The organism is Thiomonas sp. FB-Cd, from assembly GCF_000733775.1.
In the GTDB taxonomy this organism is placed as follows: domain Bacteria; phylum Pseudomonadota; class Gammaproteobacteria; order Burkholderiales; family Burkholderiaceae_C; genus Thiomonas_A.
The window spans coordinates 775386-794168 of sequence record NZ_JPOE01000002.1 but is presented as its reverse complement, the minus strand read 5'-3'; the positions used below and the strand labels follow the sequence as shown (position 1 = coordinate 794168).

Sequence of the window (18783 nt, the reverse complement as noted above, 5' to 3'; positions counted from 1 at the left end):
CCGGCTCCGCGCCGTGCGTGTCGCCCGCTGTTACCCCACAGCGCGGGAGTGCGCGGCGTGGCGCTGGGCCTGCACCTGACGCCGACTTGGGGGCAGGCGTTCCCGATCGGACAGGCGCATCCAATTGCGCAACGCCACCATCGCGGCCACCACGTTGAGTCCAGAGGCGGGTATCCACAGAATGAGACCGCCGAGATGCTGGTCAGTCAATGGGCTGATGCCCGATAACGCGCGGCCACACAGGCTGTAGATGGGGTACCAGTCGGTGCTGTTCAGCGCCAACACCGCACCAAGGACCATCTGCGGGATCATGGCCAGGATCGGCAGAACAATCCGCAACCCAGGACGCAGATGTGCTGGCGGGGCCGGACGCGGATCAAGCATTAGCCACCAAAACAGCAAACCGTCGAACACCATGCTCCAGTTCATGAACTGGTACAGGGGCGTATTGAGCATGACACCGACGTGAATGACGGGCACGAGCCAGAACACGACGAGCCCCGAAAACATCGCTGCTGCAACCCACGCGTTGAGCATGAAATTTGTCATCCCCCGCATGGGCGCCCACCGCATCAGCGGTACGAGCCAGCGGCTGCGCACGCCTGCCCCAATGCCCGCGCGCCAAGTTGGCACCGGCCAGGCAAACATCACGAGCAAGGGCCCCAAGTCATGCAGCGCCATCTGCTGCAGCATGTGGATGAAGAACTGGTGCTCTGCGTAATAGTCCCATTGCGTTTGCAGCCCCAGGTAGATGAGCGACCAACCCAGCCAGAACCACATCTGCTTCCACCAAGACGTGCGCCGCCGCAGGCTGCCGCGGAGATATAGCAGCGCGCCACCCAGCAAAAACACGGCCATCGGAAAGGACGGATACCAGGGCTGAAACCAGTGCAGCAAAGCGCTCATGGGCGACGACAGGCAAAGATCGGCGAAAGGCCGCCAGCATAAACCGTTCCGCCAGCGGTGATGCTGCGCACTCAGGCATGACGCCGATGAGGTTCGCACGGCAACGGACCACAGTCGCATGACGGCCGTTGCGCGCTGGGCGCCTCTCGCGCTGTTTTGCACCATGCATCAGGCGCTGCGGGTTCCACCAAAAACAAGGGTCAAACTCCCCCAGACCGGAAAAGCCGCGCCATTGATGCACGCCACTGCTGCGACGCCAACCCGGAAGATTCTCGAATGCGGGCCTGATGTTGCCACCGGGTCCCACCGGCCACGCTTGTTGGTCACAATCCCCTGTTGTGCCCTGCAGAAATGTGCCACTTCATTTGACTTAAAACATGATTCCATTTGCATCTTTCGGCTTCAATAGTTGTCATTCACGAAGTTCATTGGTCTACAGGGCGGTGGGGATGACTGTGTGTGCACGAGGCGAGAATGGATTCGCACGCGCCTTCGACGGCGTATCCCCCTTCAGGACCGTTCGGGGCCACAACAAGGGGAACTCCATGTCATCGATGATTTCGTGCTGTGATTTCTGTGATCGGGAAATCGAGGCGATAGCCGCCGGGACGGTTCGCGTGCTGCCCCCGGTGTTCAAGAACTTCGGACGATTGGCGCATTTCCGTGGTCAGGTCAGCACCGTGCAGTGCTGCGAAGACAACACGCAGGTACGAGCGGCGTTGGAAACGGCCGGTATGGCGCGCATTCTTGTGGTGGATGGCGGCAGCTCGCTGCGCCATGCTCTTTTTGGTGGCAATCTGGCGATGCTTGCCGCGCGCAATGGCTGGGCAGGCGTCGTCATCGATGGTTGTGTGCGCGACGTGCCTGAAATTGCCACGGCGCCCATTGGCGCGCGCGCCTTGGCAGCCATACCCATGCCGCCGCGCAAGCTCGGCGGGGGGCAGCGCGACGTCCCTGTACGTATCCAAGGCGTCTGGGTCAGCCCTGGAAATTGGCTCTATGCCGATGCCGACGGCATGCTTGTCAGCGACACGCCGTTGCATCTGCCCAGCACACCCACCGAACCCTCTGGCGTCTGATCGGCGCCTTTACGCCTACAGCGTATTGCGGATAAGCCCGACGGCCAGCCCCTCGATCGCAAACGCTTGGTCGGGGCGCACCACGATCGGCGAGAAGTCGGGGTTTTCCGGTAACAGCTCGACATGGCCGGCCTTGCGCTGCAGACGCTTGACCGTGACCTCATCACCAATTCGGGCCACAACGATTTGTCCATTGCGCACGTCCTGCGTTTGCCTGACCGCCAACAGATCACCGTCGAAAATGCCCGCACCCTGCATACTCATGCCTTTGACCTTGAGAAGGTAATCGGGTCGCGCCTTAAACAGGTGCGCCTCGACCGCGATGCTTTGCTCGATATGCTCCTGCGCCAGGATCGGATGCCCGGCAGCTACGCGCCCGACCAGCGGGAGCATCAATTGCTCCATCCCCGGCAATGCGCGCGCAAGAATCCCAGGCGGCCTGACCGTCGGACGGGCCGCGCTCGTGAGACGGATGCCGCGCGATGCGCCCGGGGTCAGTTCGATCATGCCCTTGCGCGCGAGTGCATGCAGGTGATCTTCGGCTGCATTGGCCGAGCGAAAGCCGAGTTCGGCGGCGATCTCGGCCCGGGTCGGTGGGTAACCTGTACGCTCGATTGCCTTGGCAATCAGAGTCAAGATTTCGCTCTGGCGCGCGGTAAGCTTGCTGTTCGACGTCCGCATGGATGGGGCACTCCTCAAGGACAAGGGCTGTAGGCCAAGCCTACTGTCATCAATAACAGTATGTATTTTTATCCAGATATGAAAAATTTGCAACCCTCTGACACCGCTCGGCTCCCCAAGGTCCTCGTGCTGGGCACAGGCGGCACGATTGCCGGCGTGTCGACCGACCATCCCGCCCAGGGGGCCTACCGCGCGGCAGCGCTCGACATCGGGCAACTTGTCGCCGCAGCGCCTGGCATCGAACGGCTTGCGGCCCTGCAGGCCGAGCAACTCGCGAGCCTCGACAGCAAGGACATGCGAGTGCAAGTCTGGGGCGCGCTTGCCTCGCGCATTGCTGCGTGGCGTGAACAACCCGACGTGGCTGGCTGTGTGATTACCCACGGCAGCGACACCGTGGAGGAGACCGCATATTTCCTGCAATGCGTCTTGCCTGCAGGCAAGCCGGTCGTGCTGACGGCCGCGATGCGACCGGCGACCGCCTTGTCAGCCGACGGGCCGCGTAACCTCTATGACGCGGTGCAAGTTGCGGCCAGCGCCGATGCCGCTGGCCGCGGCGTGCTGTGCGTTGTGCATGGCCGCGTGCATGGGGCCTGCGACATCACCAAGGCGCATCCCACAGCCCTGGACGCCTTCAGCTCCGGCGAACGGGGTCCGCTGGGCTTCGCCGGCTCCCAAGGCGTCCTGTTCACACGAAACGTTCCAGCTCCAAATGTCGCGTGCCTGCTCCCGATCCCCCCGGCACAACCCTGGCCGCGCGTGGAACTGGTGAGCAGTCATGCCGGGGCAGACGGCGCCATGGTCCGGGCATTGCTCGCCGCATCCTCGCGGGGCGAGTTGGTGCCGCCGCTGGCGGGTCTGGTCGTGCAGGGCACCGGCGGCGGAACCGTGCACGAGGATCTTCAGCAGGTCTTGAATGAGGCCGAGGCCACCGGTGTGCGGGTGGCGTACGGCTCGCGCGTCGGCGGGCTTCAGGGTGGCCTCTACGACGGTTTGAACGCCGTGAAAATCCGCATTCGGCTGATGCTGGAGCTGGCTGCGGACCGTGCCAATTAGCGGCAATTGGCAGCAATCATCGCCGCCGCCTGTTGGCGTTGAGCGGCGATTTGCGCATCGTCCAGGAAATCGCGATTGCCCTGGGCATCCACCTGCCGCACGCGCAGACCACTGTCCAGCGCTTGCAGCTGCCGCCGCGCCTGAAGACAGTTGGCGAGCCGCGCCTGCTCGCTGACCTGTTGCTGCAGACGCTGGGCGGCCTCCTTGGCACGCTTGTCCTCCTCGAGCTTGCTTTGCAGCTCACGCGCCGCCTGGCTGTCTTGCCCCTTGAGCTGCCCTGCGGCCTGGGATGCACTGCTGGCCGTGGGACCTGGCGCCGCCTGCGCAGCGGCTGTGGGCCTGGCCAGAATATTGCGCGCCGCAATCGTGGATGGTGGAGGCTGGTCGCTGTACTGCACGACCCCCGAGGGGGAGATCCATTTCCACTGGGCACAGGCGGGTGCAAGAAGCCCGCACGACAAAAGAGTCAACACCCCCAGACCGGCCAATGCATGACGCATCGCGTGCGCGGTAGGGCGGGGAATAGCAACTGGCATCCAAGGCTCCGGTTTTTTCGAAGCTTAAGGCATGAAGGCGGGATTGCATGCGGATAGGAGGGCGAAAAAAAGGCCTTGCGCGGCATCGGTGTCGGCTTGCCGCAACTCATAGTCCCGGTACAAAGTCGCCATGTCTTTTATCATCGCATTTTGCGCCTGGAGGATTTATGCGCCTTCTCGGAAAAGCGTTGACCTTTGACGATGTGTTACTGGTTCCAGCGTATTCTCAAGTTCTACCCAAAGACACCAGTCTTTCCACCCGCGTTACGCGGCGCGTCAGCCTGAATATTCCGCTCATTTCGGCGGCGATGGATACGGTCACCGAATCCCGGTTGGCCATCGCCATGGCCCAGGAAGGCGGCATGGGCATCATCCACAAGAATCTCACGCCGAAGGCGCAGGCCACGGAGGTGGCGCGGGTCAAGCGCTTCGAGTCCGGGGTGCTGAAGGATCCGATCACCATTTCGCCCGGGGTGAAAGTCAGCGACGTGCTCGCCCTTTCGCGCCAGCATGGGATCTCGGGATTCCCCGTCATTGAGCATGGCAAGGTCGTGGGTATCGTGACCAATCGCGACATGCGCTTTGAAACCCGGCTTGATCTGCCCGTGCGTGAGATCATGACTCCGCGCGAGCGCCTCATCACGGTGCGCGAGGGGGCGACGCTCGAAGAAGGCAAGGCGCTGATGCACCAGCACCGCCTGGAGCGGGTCTTGGTCATCAACGACGCATTCGAACTGCGCGGGCTGATGACGGTGAAAGACATCCAGAAGGCGACGGAACGCCCGAATGCTGCGCGTGACCCGCAAGGCAAGCTGCGCGTGGGTGCAGCAGTCGGCGTGGGTGAAGGTACCGAGGAGCGGGTTGAGGCGCTGGTTCGCGCAGGGGTCGACGTCATCGTCGTGGATACTGCGCACGGCCATAGCCAAGGCGTGATCGACCGTGTGCGCTGGGTCAAGGAGCATTACCCCGACGTCGACGTGATCGGCGGCAACATTGCCACGGCCGAGGCAGCGCGCGCATTGGCCGACGCAGGGGCCGACGGCGTGAAGGTGGGCATCGGCCCCGGATCGATTTGCACGACCCGCATTGTTGCTGGAGTGGGCGTGCCGCAGATCACCGCCATTGCCAACGTGGCCCAGGCCCTTGAGGGCACGGGCATCCCGCTGGTGGCCGACGGCGGAGTGCGCTACTCGGGCGACATCGCCAAAGCCATCGCGGCCGGTGCGCATACCGTGATGATGGGCAGCATGTTTGCCGGAACCGAAGAGGCACCGGGCGAGGTCATCTTGTATCAAGGCCGTTCATATAAGACGTACCGCGGCATGGGCTCCATCGGGGCGATGAATGCCGGATCGGCTGATCGCTACTTTCAGGATGGCACCCAGGCTTCGGCAGCAGCCGGCGCCGAGAAGTTCGTGCCCGAGGGCATCGAGGGGCGCGTACCCTACAAGGGCAGCTTGGCGGCCATTTTGTATCAGCTCGTGGGCGGCGTGCGATCTTCCCTTGGGTATTGTGGTTGCGCCAGCATCGAAAACATGCGCAGCCGGGCGCATTTCATGGAGATCACGTCGGCTGGCATGCGCGAAAGCCACGTGCACGACGTGCAGATCACCAAGGAAGCGCCCAATTATCACGTTGATTGATGCTCAGGGCCAGGCGATTGCGCAACGCCTGGCCGCTTTGTGACTGCCATCGAAATTCCCTTCATGCACGACAAGATCCTGATCCTGGACTTCGGTTCCCAGGTCACCCAGCTCATCGCCAGGCGTGTGCGCGAAGCGCACGTCTACAGCGAAATCCACCCCAATGACGTGAGCGACGCTTTCATCCGCGAGCTGGCGCAAAACGGACTCAAGGGCATCATTCTTTCTGGAAGCCACGCCAGTACCTATGAGGACCACCAGTTGCGCGCCCCGCAGGCGGTGTGGGATGTGGGCGTGCCGGTGCTTGGCATCTGCTACGGCATGCAAACCATGGCAGCGCAACTGGGGGGCAAGGTGGAATGGAGTGAACACCGTGAGTTTGGCTACGCCGAGGTGCGCGCACGCGGCCACACACGCTTGTTCGATGGCATCGAAGATTTCCGCACCCCCGAAGGCCACGGCATGCTCAAGGCCTGGATGAGCCACGGCGACAAGGTCACGGAAATGCCGGCGGGCTTCAAGCTCATGGCCAGCACGCCAAGCTGTGCAATCGCTGGCATGGCCGATGAGGCGCGCGGCTATTACGCAGTGCAATTCCATCCCGAAGTGACACACACCACGCAGGGCAGGGCGATCATCGAGCGTTTCGTACGCCAGATCTGCGGCTGCGCGGGCGACTGGATCATGGGCGACTACATCGCCGAAGCGGTGACCCGCATTCGCGAACAGGTTGGAAAGGAGGAAGTCATCCTGGGCCTGTCCGGGGGGGTGGACTCCAGCGTGGCGGCGGCGCTGATCCACCGCGCGATCGGCGATCAACTCACCTGTGTCTTCGTTGACCACGGATTACTCCGGTTGAATGAGGCGCAAATGGTGATGGACATGTTCGCCGGGCGTCTGCACGCGCGTGTGGTGCACGTGGACGCAAGCGCAGAGTTCCTTGGCGCGCTGGCCGGGGTCAGCGATCCGGAGGCCAAGCGCAAGATCATTGGTCGCGAGTTTGTCGAAGTTTTTCAGCGGGAGGCGAAAACGCTCGTCAATGCAAAGTGGCTCGCACAAGGCACCATTTATCCCGACGTGATCGAATCGGGTGGTGCCAAGACCAAGAAAGCCACCACCATCAAGAGTCACCACAATGTGGGCGGCCTACCCGAAACACTCGGCCTCAAGCTTCTTGAACCTTTGCGTGAGCTGTTCAAGGATGAGGTACGTGAACTCGGTGTGGCGCTGGGCTTGCCCACGGAGATGGTTGACCGCCACCCTTTCCCGGGCCCCGGCTTGGGCGTGCGCATTCTGGGCGAGGTCAAGCGTGACTATGCCGACTTGCTGCGGCGCGCCGATGCGATCTTCATCGAGGAGTTGCGCAACACGAAGGATCTTGCAACCGGCAAGAGTTGGTATGAGCTTACGTCCCAGGCGTTTGCCGTGTTCCTTCCGGTCAAGAGCGTGGGCGTCATGGGCGATGGCCGCACCTACGATTACGTTGTCGCATTGCGCGCGGTGCAGACGAGCGACTTCATGACCGCGGACTGGGCCGAACTCCCCTACGCGCTGCTCAAGAAAGTGTCGAGCCGCATCATCAATGAGGTGCGCGGGATCAACCGTGTGACCTACGACATTTCATCAAAACCACCCGCGACGATCGAGTGGGAATAGGCTTTTAAGCGTGTTAAGCGCAGGCCTGCCCCGTTTCAGCGGACGATGGGGCTGTCTGCCCAAGCCAGTGTTCGAGGATGGGCACAATGCGCGCACTGGGCTGAAACCCGTTGGTGACGAGCGCATACTGCTCATCCTCACCGCTGCCCGCGATCAGGGTCGGAAAGCCACGGATGCCAGCTGTCTGCGCGATCGTGAAGTCGGCGCGCGTATCGTTCACCGCGGCCTCACTGGCGAACTCCTCGCGAAAAACGGCGTCATCGATCCCGAGCTCGGCGGCAAGCGCCGCGAGCGTGTCCGTATCGGTCACGTCATGATTTTCCGCATAAAAGGCGCGCTGGATGCGCCGCAGCGCGGCAAGCCCGGTTTGCATGCCACGGCGTCGCAGCACGACGACTGCCCGGCTCGGGGGCTCTGTGTCGTAAACGAACCGTCCTCGGTCGAAGAATGCAAATTCGAACGGCTGACCCGACGCTTCGTGGACGTGCTCCCAATGGTTGCGGACGTCACGTCGCTCCTGCGGAGTCATTGGCTCTTTCGTCCAGGGGCGTAGCCCGCCCAAGACGAGACGGATTGGCAGTCTGGGCCCAAACCGCTCCGAGATCGCCTCAATCACCGGTGAAAACCCCCAACACCAGGAGCACATCGGATCCGCGAAATAAACAAGATGGGGCCCCTTCACGTGCAATCTCCTTTGAACTGATGATCAGCAGCCCACCTGCTGAGCTTGTTTTAGATGGATCGTTCTATTATTATGCAGCATCCATCCATGCCGAGCAAGATCGATGCCTCGAACACGCAAGCTGTCAGACGAAACCGTTCTCGAACGCGCCATCGGTGTGTTCCAGCACAGCGGCTACGCCGGGACATCTCTGCGCGATTTGACGCAGGCGACCGGGCTCAGCACCGCTGCGCTTTATCACCGATTCACGGACAAGGACGGCTTGTTCGTCGAAGCGTTGCGCCGCTACGCGCACGACGGCTTGGCTGAGCGTTTCGTCCGTCTTTCCGCCGCCGACGATCCTCTCGGCGCGATACGTGACTTTCTCAGCGAATTGATCGCCGTGTCGCTGGCCGACCCGCAGCATCGCGGCTGCCTGCTGATCAACACAGCGCTCGATGGGGCGAAGATGTCGAACGCCGCACGCGACCTGGTGCGCGCGCGGCTTGGCGAGGTCGAGGCCTTTTTCGCGGAACGGCTGGAGCGCGCCGTTGCGGCCGGAATGCTTGAACGGGAAACAGACATAGCCGCCGAGGCCACCGCCTTGCTTGGCGTCGTATTCGCGATTCGCGTGTTGGCACGCCTCAACCCCGATCCAAAACGGCTGCAGGCACTGGTGGAGCATGCGATGGCCAGCCTTCCCAAATTGCAGAAAATCAAAAACCAAGGATCCCGCCCATGATTGACCTCCATTATTGGACGACGCCAAACGGACACAAGGTCACGATCTTCCTGGAAGAGGCCGGCCTGCCGTATCGCATCATTCCGGTGAACATCAGCGCGGGCGACCAGTTCAAGACTGAGTTCCTGGCGATTGCCCCAAACAACCGGATCCCGGCCATCGTCGATACGGCCCCTGCAGACTGCGGTGCGCCAATCAGCCTCTTCGAGTCTGGCGCCATCCTGCAATATCTCGCCGAGAAGACTGGCAAGTTCCTGCCGGCCGACATTCGTGGCCGCGCCGAGGTCATGCAGTGGCTGTTCTGGCAAATGGGTGGCCTCGGTCCGATGGCGGGCCAGAATCACCACTTCGCCCAATACGCGCCTGAGAAGCTGGCCTATGCCATCAACCGTTATGTCAACGAGACCAATCGCCTTTATGGCGTCATGAACAAGCGGCTCGCCGATCGCGAGTTCATCGCAGGCGATTACTCGATCGCCGATATGGCGAGCTATCCTTGGATCGTTCCGCATCAGCGCCAGCGGCAGAACCTCGACGATTTCCCCCATTTAAGGCGCTGGTTCGAGACGATCCGGGCACGCCCCGCCGTTGAGCGGGCTTATGCCCTGGCGGAAAAGATCAACACCGTGCCCGTTGTCAGCGAGCAGTCGCGCGCGCTGCTTTTCGGCCAGTCCGCCACAAATTCAACCGGAACGAACCCATGAGCGCCGCCCTACGATTGTTCGATCTCGCCGGTGCTGATGATGGTCTCCGATTCAGCCCGAATTGCTGGCGCACCCGGCTGGCGCTCGCCCACAAGGGCTTGGGCGTGGAAACCATCGCTTGGCGCTTCACGGAGAAAGACGCCATTGCCCAGTCGGGGCAGGGCAAGGTCCCCGTGCTCGTCGATGGCGACAAGTGGCTGCATGAGAGCTGGGATATCGCCGAATATCTCGAGGACAATTATCCGGACGGTCCCTCGTTATTCGGTTGTGCGCAAGGCCGAGCGACGGCGCGCTTTATCAACCAATGGTCAAGCGAGATCCTGCATCCTGCAGTCGCGCGCGTGGTGGTGCCTGACATTCCTGCAGTCCTGCACGAAAAGGATCGGGACTACTTCCGCACAACACGGGAAGCCGCGTTTGGACGCACTTTCGAGGCGCTCGCGGCTGAGCGCGATGAGGCGCTGGCGGCGCTGGACCGTACCCTTGGGGTCATGCGCAGCGTGCTCGCCAAGCAGTCCTTCGTCGCCGGCGCCGCGCCTGCGTACGCCGATCACGCCATCTTCGGCGCCTTCCAATGGGCGCGGGTCATCAGCCCAGTCAAGTTGACGGCGCCGGACGATCCCGTATCCGCCTGGGTTGATCGGATGCTCGATGCCTATGACGGCCTCGCACGCTCGGCAAAACGAGTGGGACGCGCCTAGGCTGCGGCGCTGGATTCTGTCCCGCTCGCGCAAAAGCTTGCAGTCGGCAGGGCACCCGCGAGCGTCCACGCGACCCCAGTTTGAGCAACTCACCGCGCATCCCCCGACTACAGCGCGCAAGCGCTTAGTCGCGGGTCAAGCGGTGAGCCGCCGATGGCGGCTGTTCTTGATCCTGGATGTACGCGAGCAACTGTTCGATGCTCGCGTGTCCGCCCGCGCTGATCACCGCGTAGGCGTTGTTCCAAAAACGAACTTTCCAGAAGAATTTGCGCAGGTGCTGCGCAAATTCCTTGCGGATGTAGCGCGAACTCACGGTTTTCAAATTCCCGACGAATCGCGCAAGATCCATCGAGGGCTGCCCCTCGATCAGTAGATGTACATGATCCGCCTCGCCGCCGAATTCGATCAGCCGGCAGCGCCAGGACGCACTGACGTTGGTGAAGATTTCGCGCAGTCGGTCGAGCATCTCCACGGTCAGGCACCTGTTCCTGTATTTAATTGTGAGGATGATGTGATAGTACAGGCTGTAAGCCGCATGATTGCTTGTCTTGAATCCGTCAGACATGGTCATGTCACTTGAATAGTTAAGTTGATGATCGTACCATCAAGCGCATGGCTCCAGTCATTTTTCGCTCCGAAGGACATGCGCTTGGCGTTTCACCAGCAGTGCGCGAGGATGTCGAGCGCACGGTCGCCGCGTTTCGTCGTGTCGTGCGTGGACTGTGCGGCGTCATGCTGGTGCATTGGGCAGACATCTCGCACGGCAAGGTCAAGTGCGCCAGCATCGAAGACTTGTTCCACAAGACCGCGCAGCGCCCGGAGGTCCAATACCCGGTGCTGGGTCGCATGTTCGGCAAGATGCCGAGTTACCTGCGCCGCGCAGCCATTGAACAAGCCCACGGCGCGGTGTCATCATTCCTGTCGAACTGGAACAACTTCCTCGACGGGCAGATCGGCGGGCGCGACCGCGAAGAAGGCGCCCGGCCCCCGCGGCTCGGGCTGAACAACGTCTACCCGTCGCTGTACGGCGGCAACATGATCCTCTACGGCAAGGACATGCGCACCGTGCAGGTCAAGCTGCTGGGCGCAGACGGTCAGTGGCGGTTCAGCGAACCGCTGCGCGTCAAGGGCCGGTTCGTGCGCGTGCTGCCGAAGGCGGCCAAGCTCGACCAAAGCCCCTCGCTCATCGTGCGCGGCGCCAAGGTCGCGCTGTCCTGCCCGGTCGCGCTGCGCCCGAGAAACTACGTGACCAACAAAGACTTCGTCCACGGCAAGCACCGCATCTGCAGCGTGGACGTCGGCATCAACACCGCGGCGACGGCCGCAATCGTCGACTCCACTGGCACGGTGATCGCCCGCACGTTTCTGACGTGCGGCAGGCACAACGACCAGCGCGACGCTCTTGCATCCGTCATCGCCGCCAAGCAGCGCCAATCCGGCCCCCACGTGCGCGGCCAGAAGCATTGCTCGGCGATTCACCGCCGTATCGAGGGACTGAGCCTCGACGCGGCGCGCACCCTGGCGTCGCGCTTGGCGGCATTCGCCGCCCAGCATGGCGCCAAAGCCTTCGCCGTCGAAGATCTCAAGGGCTGGAAGCCCAAGGGGCCGTCGAAGCAGCAGCGCAAGCGCTTCCATCGCTTCCAGCATCGCGCGCTGATCCAGGCCCTTGCGCTCAAGGCGCAGGAGATGGGTCTGCGCGTGCTGGAGGTCTACGCCCGTGGCACCAGTCGATGGGCGTATGACGGCTCAGGCAAGGTCATTCGTTCGAAGCGAAATGCCCAACTGGCGACCTTCGCCTCGGGCAAGCAGTACAACGCCGATCTCAACGGCGCATTGAACATCGCGGCCCGTGGGCTGGCGATGCTCCTGGGGCTCAAGCCCAAAGAAATGCAAGGCGCGGCAACCGGCAAAAGCTCCGGGGCCGTGGAGAGAATGCCTCTGGTTCTCGCCGACATCTGGGCGCATGCCCGTCTGTTGCGTGGGGCCTCTAACCGCCAAGTTTCATCGGACGGGCATCAAGGACTCGGGCGCTGGCCTGGCCTTTGATGCCCCGACTACAGCGCCTCTAGGCGCTTAGTCGCGGGAGCATTCACCACTCAGGGGGCGCTTTCGCCACTCTCAATGTGTTTCCACGCTTGACTGCTCCCCTCCCTATTGATTCGGCCCTCAAACAGTGTCATGCGGCGTATTTGACAAACGGATCTTGAAAGAAGGTTTTGACACGCTCGGGCTTGTTGGTCAGGGCGGTCATGTGCTCAACGGCGGCGGCCTGCAACTTCGCCTTGGTTCTCACTGGAACCTTGGTTCGGATCACATGCTTGAGGTCCGCGTTCAGGCGCTCCTCCGGATTGAGCTCAGGGCTGTAGCTGGGCAGATAGAACACCTCCATCTGCTCGGCGTGCTGCGCCAGCCACGCCTTCACCGGCTTGCAATGATGCACCCCCAGGTTGTCCAGAATCAGGAAGATCTTCTTGCCCGTGTCTTTGACCAGGGACTCGAAGAACTCGATCAACCGCTCATGGTTGAACGCGCCGTCGATGATCATCCAGCGCGCCTTGCCCTGGTTGGTCACGGAGGCAATCATGGAGAGCTTTTGACGTGTGCCGCCCACCGCCATGGCCACCGGCGTCTGCCCCTTGGGCGCAAAGCTGCGGCCCCGCACATCGGTGTTGACCAGCGCCGTCTCGTCGCCCCAGTGAATCTCTGCGCCCTCGGCCTTGGCGCGCTGCGCAATCTGCGGGTACTGCGTGTCCAGCCATTCCTTGACCGCTGCAGGTGACTGTTCATAGGCCCGCTTGATCGGCTTTTGCGGCGTGAAGCCCCAGCGCGCCAGGTATTTGCCCACTGAGCGCACATGCAGCTTGATGCCGTATTCGCGCTCGATCAACTGCATGACGGCGGCTCGGCTCCATAGTGCGAAGTCCATCTTCAACTGCTCCGGGCGGTGGTCGCAGATGAGGCGCTGTATGGCTTGTTCCTGCTCCATCGACAGGGCGCGATCCTCGCCACTGCGCCGACCGCGTGTGCGCGGCGCCAGACCCGCCAATCCCTGCGATTCAAAGCGCGCGATCGTCTTGCTCACTGCCGTGTAGCTCAACCCGATCTCCTGGGCAATCTGCGTGCGCGTTCGCCCTCGTTTGTGGGCGCGGATGACTTGCCGGCGCCGCTCGTGCTGCTCGGCTGGGCTGAGTTTTCTTGCATCGTCTTTTTCCATGAATCTGAGATGCGGAAAAACTCAATAAGTTCAATCTATTTGTGGGCCGAATCTATAAAGGGAGAAGATTCCCACTTCACAGAGTCCAGCCCATGCCGCTTTACAGCAACAAGGGACTTACAGCCTCTCCATGGGCTGACACCGCAAGTCCTGCGGCCAAGACGTTGCGCGCGGCGTTGATGTCGCGGTCGTGGGTCGTGCCACACTCTGGGCAAGCCCAGGTGCGCACGCACAGCGGCATCGTCGTCTTGGTGTGGCCGCACACGGAGCATCGCTTGCTGGATGGATACCAGCGATCGATGCCGATCAATGTGCGCCCGTACCACTGCGCTTTGTACTCGAGCTGCCTGACAAACTCCGCCCAGCTGGCGTCGCTGATGGATTTCGCCAGGCTGCGGTTGCGCTGCATGTTCGACACGGACAGCGTCTCGACGGCGATCACTTGGTTTTCGCTGATCAGTCGGGTCGAGAGCTTGTGCAGGAAGTCCCTGCGCGCGTCCGTGATGTGCGCATGCAGCGCAGCAACTTTCAACTTCAACTTCGCCCGGTTCTTCGATCCGAGCTTGGCTCGCGCCATGCGGCGCTGCCATTTCGCAAGTCCAGATTCGTTCTTGCGAAAGGTTTTCGGGGATGCGATCTTCTCGCCATTCGAGAGGACCGCGAAATGGGTGAGCCCCAGGTCGATGCCGACCCGCGACTCGACGGCTGGCTTGCTCGCCACGGCGTCGTCGCACAGCATCGAGGCGAAGTACCGACCGGCCGCATCCCTGGAGATGGTCACGGTCGTGAGCTTGGCCGCCTGTGGCAAGGTGCGCGACCAGCGGATGTCCAGCGGCGTGTCCATCTTCGCCAGACGCAACTCGCGCCGGCCCGCGTCCCATCGGAATGCGCTGGTGGTGTACTCGGCCGCCTGCGGCCCGTCCTTGCGCTTGAAGGACGGGTACCGGGCTCGCTTGGCGAAGAAGTTCGAGAACGCGGTGTTCAGGTGCCGCAGCGCCTGCTGCACGGGCACGCTGCTGACTTCGTTCAGCCACGCATGCTCGGGCGTCTTTTTCAGCGCAGTCAGCGCCGCGGAGGTTTCGTGGTAGCCCACGCGCTCTCGCCGCAGCATCCAGGCGTCGCTGCGCAGTCGCAGCATGTGGTTGTAAGCGAAGCGTGCGCACCCGAAGGTTCGAGCCAGTGCGTCAACTTGCTCGGGCGTCGGGTCGAAGCGAAAGCGATAGGCGCGCTTGACCTGCATGCTTCACATGCTATGCGTTTTCCGTGTAAATTGTCAACACAGCACCGATCTTCGATCGGCGCTCCTTTCCTCCCCGCCCTAAACGGCGGGGTTTCTCGGAGATGTGATGGATGCCTCCCTCCCTGCGGGGACTGAGACAGGAGTATGGAGATGAACGCGAGGCCGTTCGGAGTCGACCTGGCCGCCAGGGTGGCGGGGTGGGTCCCCGAGTGGATACGGCATCGATGTGCCCAGGACGTGATAGACCACGGTCTTCACAAACACCCTCGGAGACCCGACATGAATCGTAAGACAGGCATGAGCGCAGGGCAAATCATCGGCACGATGGACGGCCTGCAGGTGGTGGGGCTGGACATCGCCAAGCTGGTGTTTCAGATGCACACGGTCGACATGTTCACGGGCGAGATTGCCAATGTGCAGATCAAGCGGGCCAAGGTGCTGGAGCACTTCGCCAACCGGGCGCGGTGCCTGGTCGGCATCGAGGCCTGCGGCGGGGCGCACCACTGGGCGCGCGAGCTGCGCGCGCTGGGCCATGAGGTGAGGCTGCTGCACGCCCGGGCGGTGCGGCCGTTCGTGTCGGGCAACAAGACCGATGCGACGGACGCGCGAGCGATCTGGCTGGCGGTGCAGCAGCCGGGCACCAAGTTCGTCGGAGTCAAGTCGCTGGCGCAGCAGGCCACGCTGACGCTGCATCGCCAGCGCGAGCTGCTGATGAAGATGCGCGTCATGCAGACCAACGCGCTGCGCGGATTGCTGTACGAGTTCGGCACCGTCTTCGCCAAGGGCAGCCGGGCCATGCTGGGCGAGGTCGAGGCGGCGCTGGAGGCACTCTCGACGGCGCTGCCGCAGATGGTGGCCGACAGTCTGCGCGAGCAGGTGCGGCGCATCAAGGCGCTGGGCGAGGACATTGCCGCCATTGACAAACGTCTGGCATGGCAACTCCGCCAGGATCCGGACATGCGGCGCATTGCCGAGATCCCCGGCGTCGGGGTGCTCACCGCCACAGCGGCGATCGCCACCATGGGCGACGCCCGCGCTTTCGGCTCGGCGCGCCAGTTCTGCGCCTGGCTGGGCCTGGTGCCCGCACAGCGAGGCACGGGCGGCAAGATCCGCCTGCAGGGCATCTCCAAACGCGGCGACGCCTACGTGCGAACGCTGTTGATCCACGGCGCGCGATCCGTGCTCACGCACGCCAAGGAACCGGGGCCATGGTTGGAGCAGATCCGGCAGCGGCGCCCGGCCAACGTGGTCATCGTGGCCCAGGCGGCCAAGATGGCGCGGACGATCTGGGCCGTCACGGCCAGACAACAGGATTACCAGAGGGGCCACCGCAGCGTGCGGCCGCAAGCGGCCTGAACGAACGGTGACCATGGATCAACTCTTACTTGATGAAAGGAATGGACCGCCTTTGTAGGCGATGAGGCAGCAAGACGCAGCGTGATGTGAACCGGTCGGACCGGGGCAAGCCAAACCTGAATCCGTTGTCGGACTTCAACAGTCCGCTCTAGGAGATGAGGCGCTTGTCCGCGAATGACATCGGGGCCGGCGGCGCGTCTGGGCAACCAGACAACCCGCGATCGAGGCCGGATATAAGGCGGCAGCCGACTCTTCACAGCACAACGCCGATTGCTCTTGATCGCCGGGAGGCATCCATATAAGCAACGGATGAATGAAGTGCGGCCCGCCCCAGTCGGCACTCCGCAATTGGCAGCCAGGGTCGCGTATGCTTGGCCGCAACAAGTCTTCCTGATCAACCCTATGTGCGGCCGCTTCGCGCTAAAAAGTCCACCCGTGCGCATTCGTGATGAATTTCACGCGGACGTATCGGGGCTCGTTTGGAGTGCGCACTACAACATCGGACCCATGCAGTTCGCTCCGGTTGTTCGCTGCGAACATGCCCACCGCCGTGTGGATCTCCTGCGCTGGGGCCTGATCCCTTCATGGGCCGAGGACCCAGGCATTGGCAGTCGACTGTTCAATGCCCGCTGCGAGACTGCCGCCGAAAAGCCCGCCTTCCGTGCGGCCTTCAAGGCCCGGCGCTGCATCATTCCGGCCGATGGTTTTTTCGAGTGGACGCAACAGGCTCTCGGTAAGCAGCCGTATTTCATCCACCGCAAGGATGGCGATCTTCTCGGCATGGCCGGGCTCTGGGAGCACTGGGCGCCTCCGGATGGTCAGCCGTTGGAAACCTTCACCATCCTCACCACCGAGGCCAATGCGTGGATGCGCAACCTGCATGACCGCATGCCCGTGATTCTGACCCACGACGAAGTGGCGCGATGGCTCGATCCGGCAACACACCCGTCCGAGCTTCGCGCACTGCTTCGGCCGCTGTCGGACGTTGACCTCGGTGCCTATCCTGTCACGAAGGCTGTGGGAAACGTCCGGAATGATCGGGCCGAGATGCTGGAGCCGATCGAGTACCCATAGCGCGCAGAACCCGCGAGGGGGCAATTCCGGTTACGAGGTTGAGGTCGCAAGTGCGGATGCCAAGCGATGCTTTCCCGCGCGACATTGATTCGCCCCACGGGCGACCCGCTCCACACGCATCGATGTTGGCTCGATCACCATGGAGTCATTGATGGATTAACGCAACGCACCGGTTGCGTTGCGTTAATTTAGGCGCTATCCTGTACTTTATGGGCTTCGTCGTTGCGAGCTCGATTCCTGGAGGCTGAAAGCATGAACAGATCGCGAAAATTCTCCATGTCGTTGGTGATGGCTATCGCTGTGGGGTTGGCAACATCGAGCCCCGCGTGGGCTGAAGGCCACGGTTATGGGCGTGGCGATGGGCACGAATTTGGCCGTATTGGCGTGATCGCCGCGGTCGTGGGACTCGCTGCAGCCATCGTCAGCGCACCTTTCGTTGTTGCCGCAAACGGCCCGCGAGTCGTCACGCCGCCGGCGTACTATGCACCGCCCCCCGTGTATTACAACGCGCCCGCCGTCGTTTACACCGCGCCGCCTGCCTACAGCTATGCCCCGGCGCCTGCCTACTATGTACCCCAGCCCGCCTATTACGCGGGGCCACGCGACGATGACGAGCGCCGCTGAGGGCGCATCCGCGCTGCGCAGCGATGAGTCCAGCCAGCCTGCAATCTGCCAGCGCATCCGGATCGCGCCCGGTCGGGGCGCGTGGTGGACGTCCTTCGCGCGAGGCGTCCGAACAATTTCGCGAACGCATCCTGGATGCGGCAACGGGTTTGCTCCTGACCAGCGGCTATGGCGCCACCAGCATCGAAGCCGTCGCCAGTGCGGCGGGGGTTTCCAAGAGAACTTTCTATCACCGGTTTGACGACAAAAAGGCGCTCATGAGCGCTGTCGTCGCGCGGCTCATCGACTCGGCACGCCCACCAACCCATGTGCCGCTGATCGACGGAAGTGGACTCGAGCAGATTCTGGAGAATCTGGCGAGACTCATACTGCGCGGTGCACTGAACCCCAACATTTTGGCCCTTTATCGGCTGATCGTTGCCGAGTCCGCGCGCTTCCCCGACTTGGCCGCAGCGGTGGCGCAGGCGGGAGGACGCGAGGAAGCGATGCATTTGATTGTGAAACTGCTGATGAACGATGCGGAGCTCAGGGAACTGGGCGTTGCGAGCGCCACTTTTGCCGCCGAGCAGTTTTTGCAGATGGTCGTGTCGTTGCCGCAAATGCGCGCAATCGGCTTGGGCACACCCATGTCACAAGACGACCTGGAAACCTGGGTCCGACGCTCCGTTGCGCTCTTTATTGGAGGGCTCAAGCATCTCGAGACATCCCCGGAAACAGCGTCGGACTAAGGCACTGCACAAGCGAAATCCCGGCGGACAAGCGCGGGCACGAAGCGCGGACGGCAACAGCGCGCTGCGCGGCGTGGAGCCAGCAGCCTCCTTGCTCGGTTCGATGCCATTGCTCCTTCGTTTTGGAGTTGCCTCGGCTGTGCGTATGGAGCCGCGCCAATATGGCGCACGATGAGCCTTACACT

General features: G+C 62.5%; 19 protein-coding genes. 12 read left to right on the top strand and 7 right to left on the bottom strand.

Annotation, left to right across the window (positions count from 1 at the left end):
• Positions 1-30 precede the first annotated feature (30 nt).
• Positions 31-906, bottom strand: a complete 876-nt coding sequence (locus CD04_RS0103885) for a cytochrome c oxidase assembly protein (protein WP_031404480.1) — start codon at positions 904-906, stop codon at positions 31-33.
• Positions 907-1451: 545 nt separating this feature from the next.
• On the opposite strand from CD04_RS0103885, the gene rraA reads away from it, so the two are divergent.
• Positions 1452-1985 (top strand): ribonuclease E activity regulator RraA, encoded by a 534-nt coding sequence (rraA, locus tag CD04_RS0103880; RefSeq protein WP_031404479.1) that lies wholly within the window; start codon positions 1452-1454, stop codon positions 1983-1985.
• A gap of 15 nt (positions 1986-2000) precedes the next feature.
• Here rraA and lexA read toward each other — a convergent pair whose 3' ends face one another.
• Positions 2001-2666, bottom strand: a complete 666-nt coding sequence (lexA, locus tag CD04_RS0103875; protein ID WP_031404478.1) for a transcriptional repressor LexA — start codon at positions 2664-2666, stop codon at positions 2001-2003.
• Between the two features lie 60 nt (positions 2667-2726).
• On the opposite strand from lexA, the gene CD04_RS0103870 reads away from it, so the two are divergent.
• On the top strand, positions 2727-3719 hold the full coding sequence (locus CD04_RS0103870; RefSeq protein ID WP_231480462.1) for an asparaginase: 993 nt from the start codon (positions 2727-2729) through the stop codon (positions 3717-3719).
• Here CD04_RS0103870 and CD04_RS0103865 read toward each other — a convergent pair.
• Complete coding sequence (locus CD04_RS0103865; RefSeq protein ID WP_231480461.1) at positions 3716-4255, bottom strand: DUF4124 domain-containing protein; 540 nt, start codon at positions 4253-4255, stop codon at positions 3716-3718. The two genes, CD04_RS0103870 and CD04_RS0103865, sit on opposite strands and share 4 nt — an antisense overlap.
• Before the next feature lie 167 nt (positions 4256-4422).
• Here CD04_RS0103865 and guaB point away from each other — a divergent pair, with 167 nt between their 5' ends.
• Positions 4423-5898: an IMP dehydrogenase gene (gene guaB / locus CD04_RS0103855; RefSeq protein WP_031404475.1), complete on the top strand. Its 1476-nt coding sequence runs from the start codon at positions 4423-4425 to the stop codon at positions 5896-5898.
• A 63-nt stretch (positions 5899-5961) separates the two neighbouring features.
• Positions 5962-7554, top strand: coding sequence for a glutamine-hydrolyzing GMP synthase (gene guaA, locus CD04_RS0103850; RefSeq protein WP_031404474.1), 1593 nt, complete (start codon positions 5962-5964; stop codon positions 7552-7554).
• A gap of 13 nt (positions 7555-7567) precedes the next feature.
• Here guaA and CD04_RS0103845 read toward each other — a convergent pair whose 3' ends face one another.
• A complete protein-coding gene (locus CD04_RS0103845) occupies positions 7568-8236 on the bottom strand; it encodes a DsbA family protein (RefSeq protein WP_031404473.1) in 669 nt (222 codons plus the stop codon).
• Between the two features lie 103 nt (positions 8237-8339).
• Here CD04_RS0103845 and CD04_RS0103840 point away from each other — a divergent pair, with 103 nt between their 5' ends.
• The 3 genes from CD04_RS0103840 to CD04_RS0103830 are packed head-to-tail and all read left to right on the top strand — an operon-like array spanning position 8340 to position 10362.
• A complete protein-coding gene (locus CD04_RS0103840) occupies positions 8340-8957 on the top strand; it encodes a TetR/AcrR family transcriptional regulator (protein ID WP_031404472.1) in 618 nt (205 codons plus the stop codon).
• Positions 8954-9661, top strand: coding sequence for a glutathione binding-like protein (locus CD04_RS0103835; RefSeq protein WP_031404471.1), 708 nt, complete (start codon positions 8954-8956; stop codon positions 9659-9661). The genes CD04_RS0103840 and CD04_RS0103835 overlap by 4 nt, the downstream gene beginning before the upstream one ends.
• On the top strand, positions 9658-10362 hold the full coding sequence (locus tag CD04_RS0103830; RefSeq protein WP_031404470.1) for a glutathione S-transferase family protein: 705 nt from the start codon (positions 9658-9660) through the stop codon (positions 10360-10362). The genes CD04_RS0103835 and CD04_RS0103830 overlap by 4 nt, the downstream gene beginning before the upstream one ends.
• Positions 10363-10486: 124 nt before the next feature.
• Here CD04_RS0103830 and tnpA read toward each other — a convergent pair whose 3' ends face one another.
• On the bottom strand, positions 10487-10927 hold the full coding sequence (gene tnpA / locus CD04_RS0103825) for an IS200/IS605 family transposase (protein ID WP_031404469.1): 441 nt from the start codon (positions 10925-10927) through the stop codon (positions 10487-10489).
• A gap of 47 nt (positions 10928-10974) precedes the next feature.
• Here tnpA and CD04_RS0103820 point away from each other — a divergent pair, with 47 nt between their 5' ends.
• Complete coding sequence (locus CD04_RS0103820) at positions 10975-12408, top strand: IS200/IS605 family accessory protein TnpB-related protein (protein ID WP_051848915.1); 1434 nt, start codon at positions 10975-10977, stop codon at positions 12406-12408.
• 130 nt (positions 12409-12538) lie between these two features.
• On the opposite strand, the gene CD04_RS0103815 is transcribed toward CD04_RS0103820, so the two are convergent.
• A complete protein-coding gene (locus CD04_RS0103815; RefSeq protein ID WP_031404467.1) occupies positions 12539-13576 on the bottom strand; it encodes an IS630 family transposase in 1038 nt (345 codons plus the stop codon).
• A 100-nt stretch (positions 13577-13676) separates the two neighbouring features.
• Positions 13677-14816: an RNA-guided endonuclease TnpB family protein gene (locus CD04_RS0103810; RefSeq protein WP_031404466.1), complete on the bottom strand. Its 1140-nt coding sequence runs from the start codon at positions 14814-14816 to the stop codon at positions 13677-13679.
• Between the two features lie 324 nt (positions 14817-15140).
• Here CD04_RS0103810 and CD04_RS0103805 point away from each other — a divergent pair, with 324 nt between their 5' ends.
• The 4 genes from CD04_RS0103805 to CD04_RS22440 all read left to right on the top strand — a co-directional run bounded on the left by CD04_RS0103805 (position 15141) and on the right by CD04_RS22440 (position 18598).
• Positions 15141-16172 carry an IS110 family transposase gene (locus CD04_RS0103805; protein ID WP_031404465.1) on the top strand — a complete coding sequence of 344 codons (1032 nt, stop codon included), beginning with the start codon at positions 15141-15143 and terminating at the stop codon, positions 16170-16172.
• Between the two features lie 402 nt (positions 16173-16574).
• Positions 16575-17246 (top strand): SOS response-associated peptidase, encoded by a 672-nt coding sequence (locus tag CD04_RS0103800; RefSeq protein WP_031404464.1) that lies wholly within the window; start codon positions 16575-16577, stop codon positions 17244-17246.
• Between the two features lie 252 nt (positions 17247-17498).
• Positions 17499-17870: a hypothetical protein gene (locus tag CD04_RS0103795; RefSeq protein ID WP_156030078.1), complete on the top strand. Its 372-nt coding sequence runs from the start codon at positions 17499-17501 to the stop codon at positions 17868-17870.
• 23 nt (positions 17871-17893) lie between these two features.
• A complete protein-coding gene (locus CD04_RS22440; protein ID WP_051848913.1) occupies positions 17894-18598 on the top strand; it encodes a TetR/AcrR family transcriptional regulator in 705 nt (234 codons plus the stop codon).
• Positions 18599-18783 lie beyond the last annotated feature (185 nt).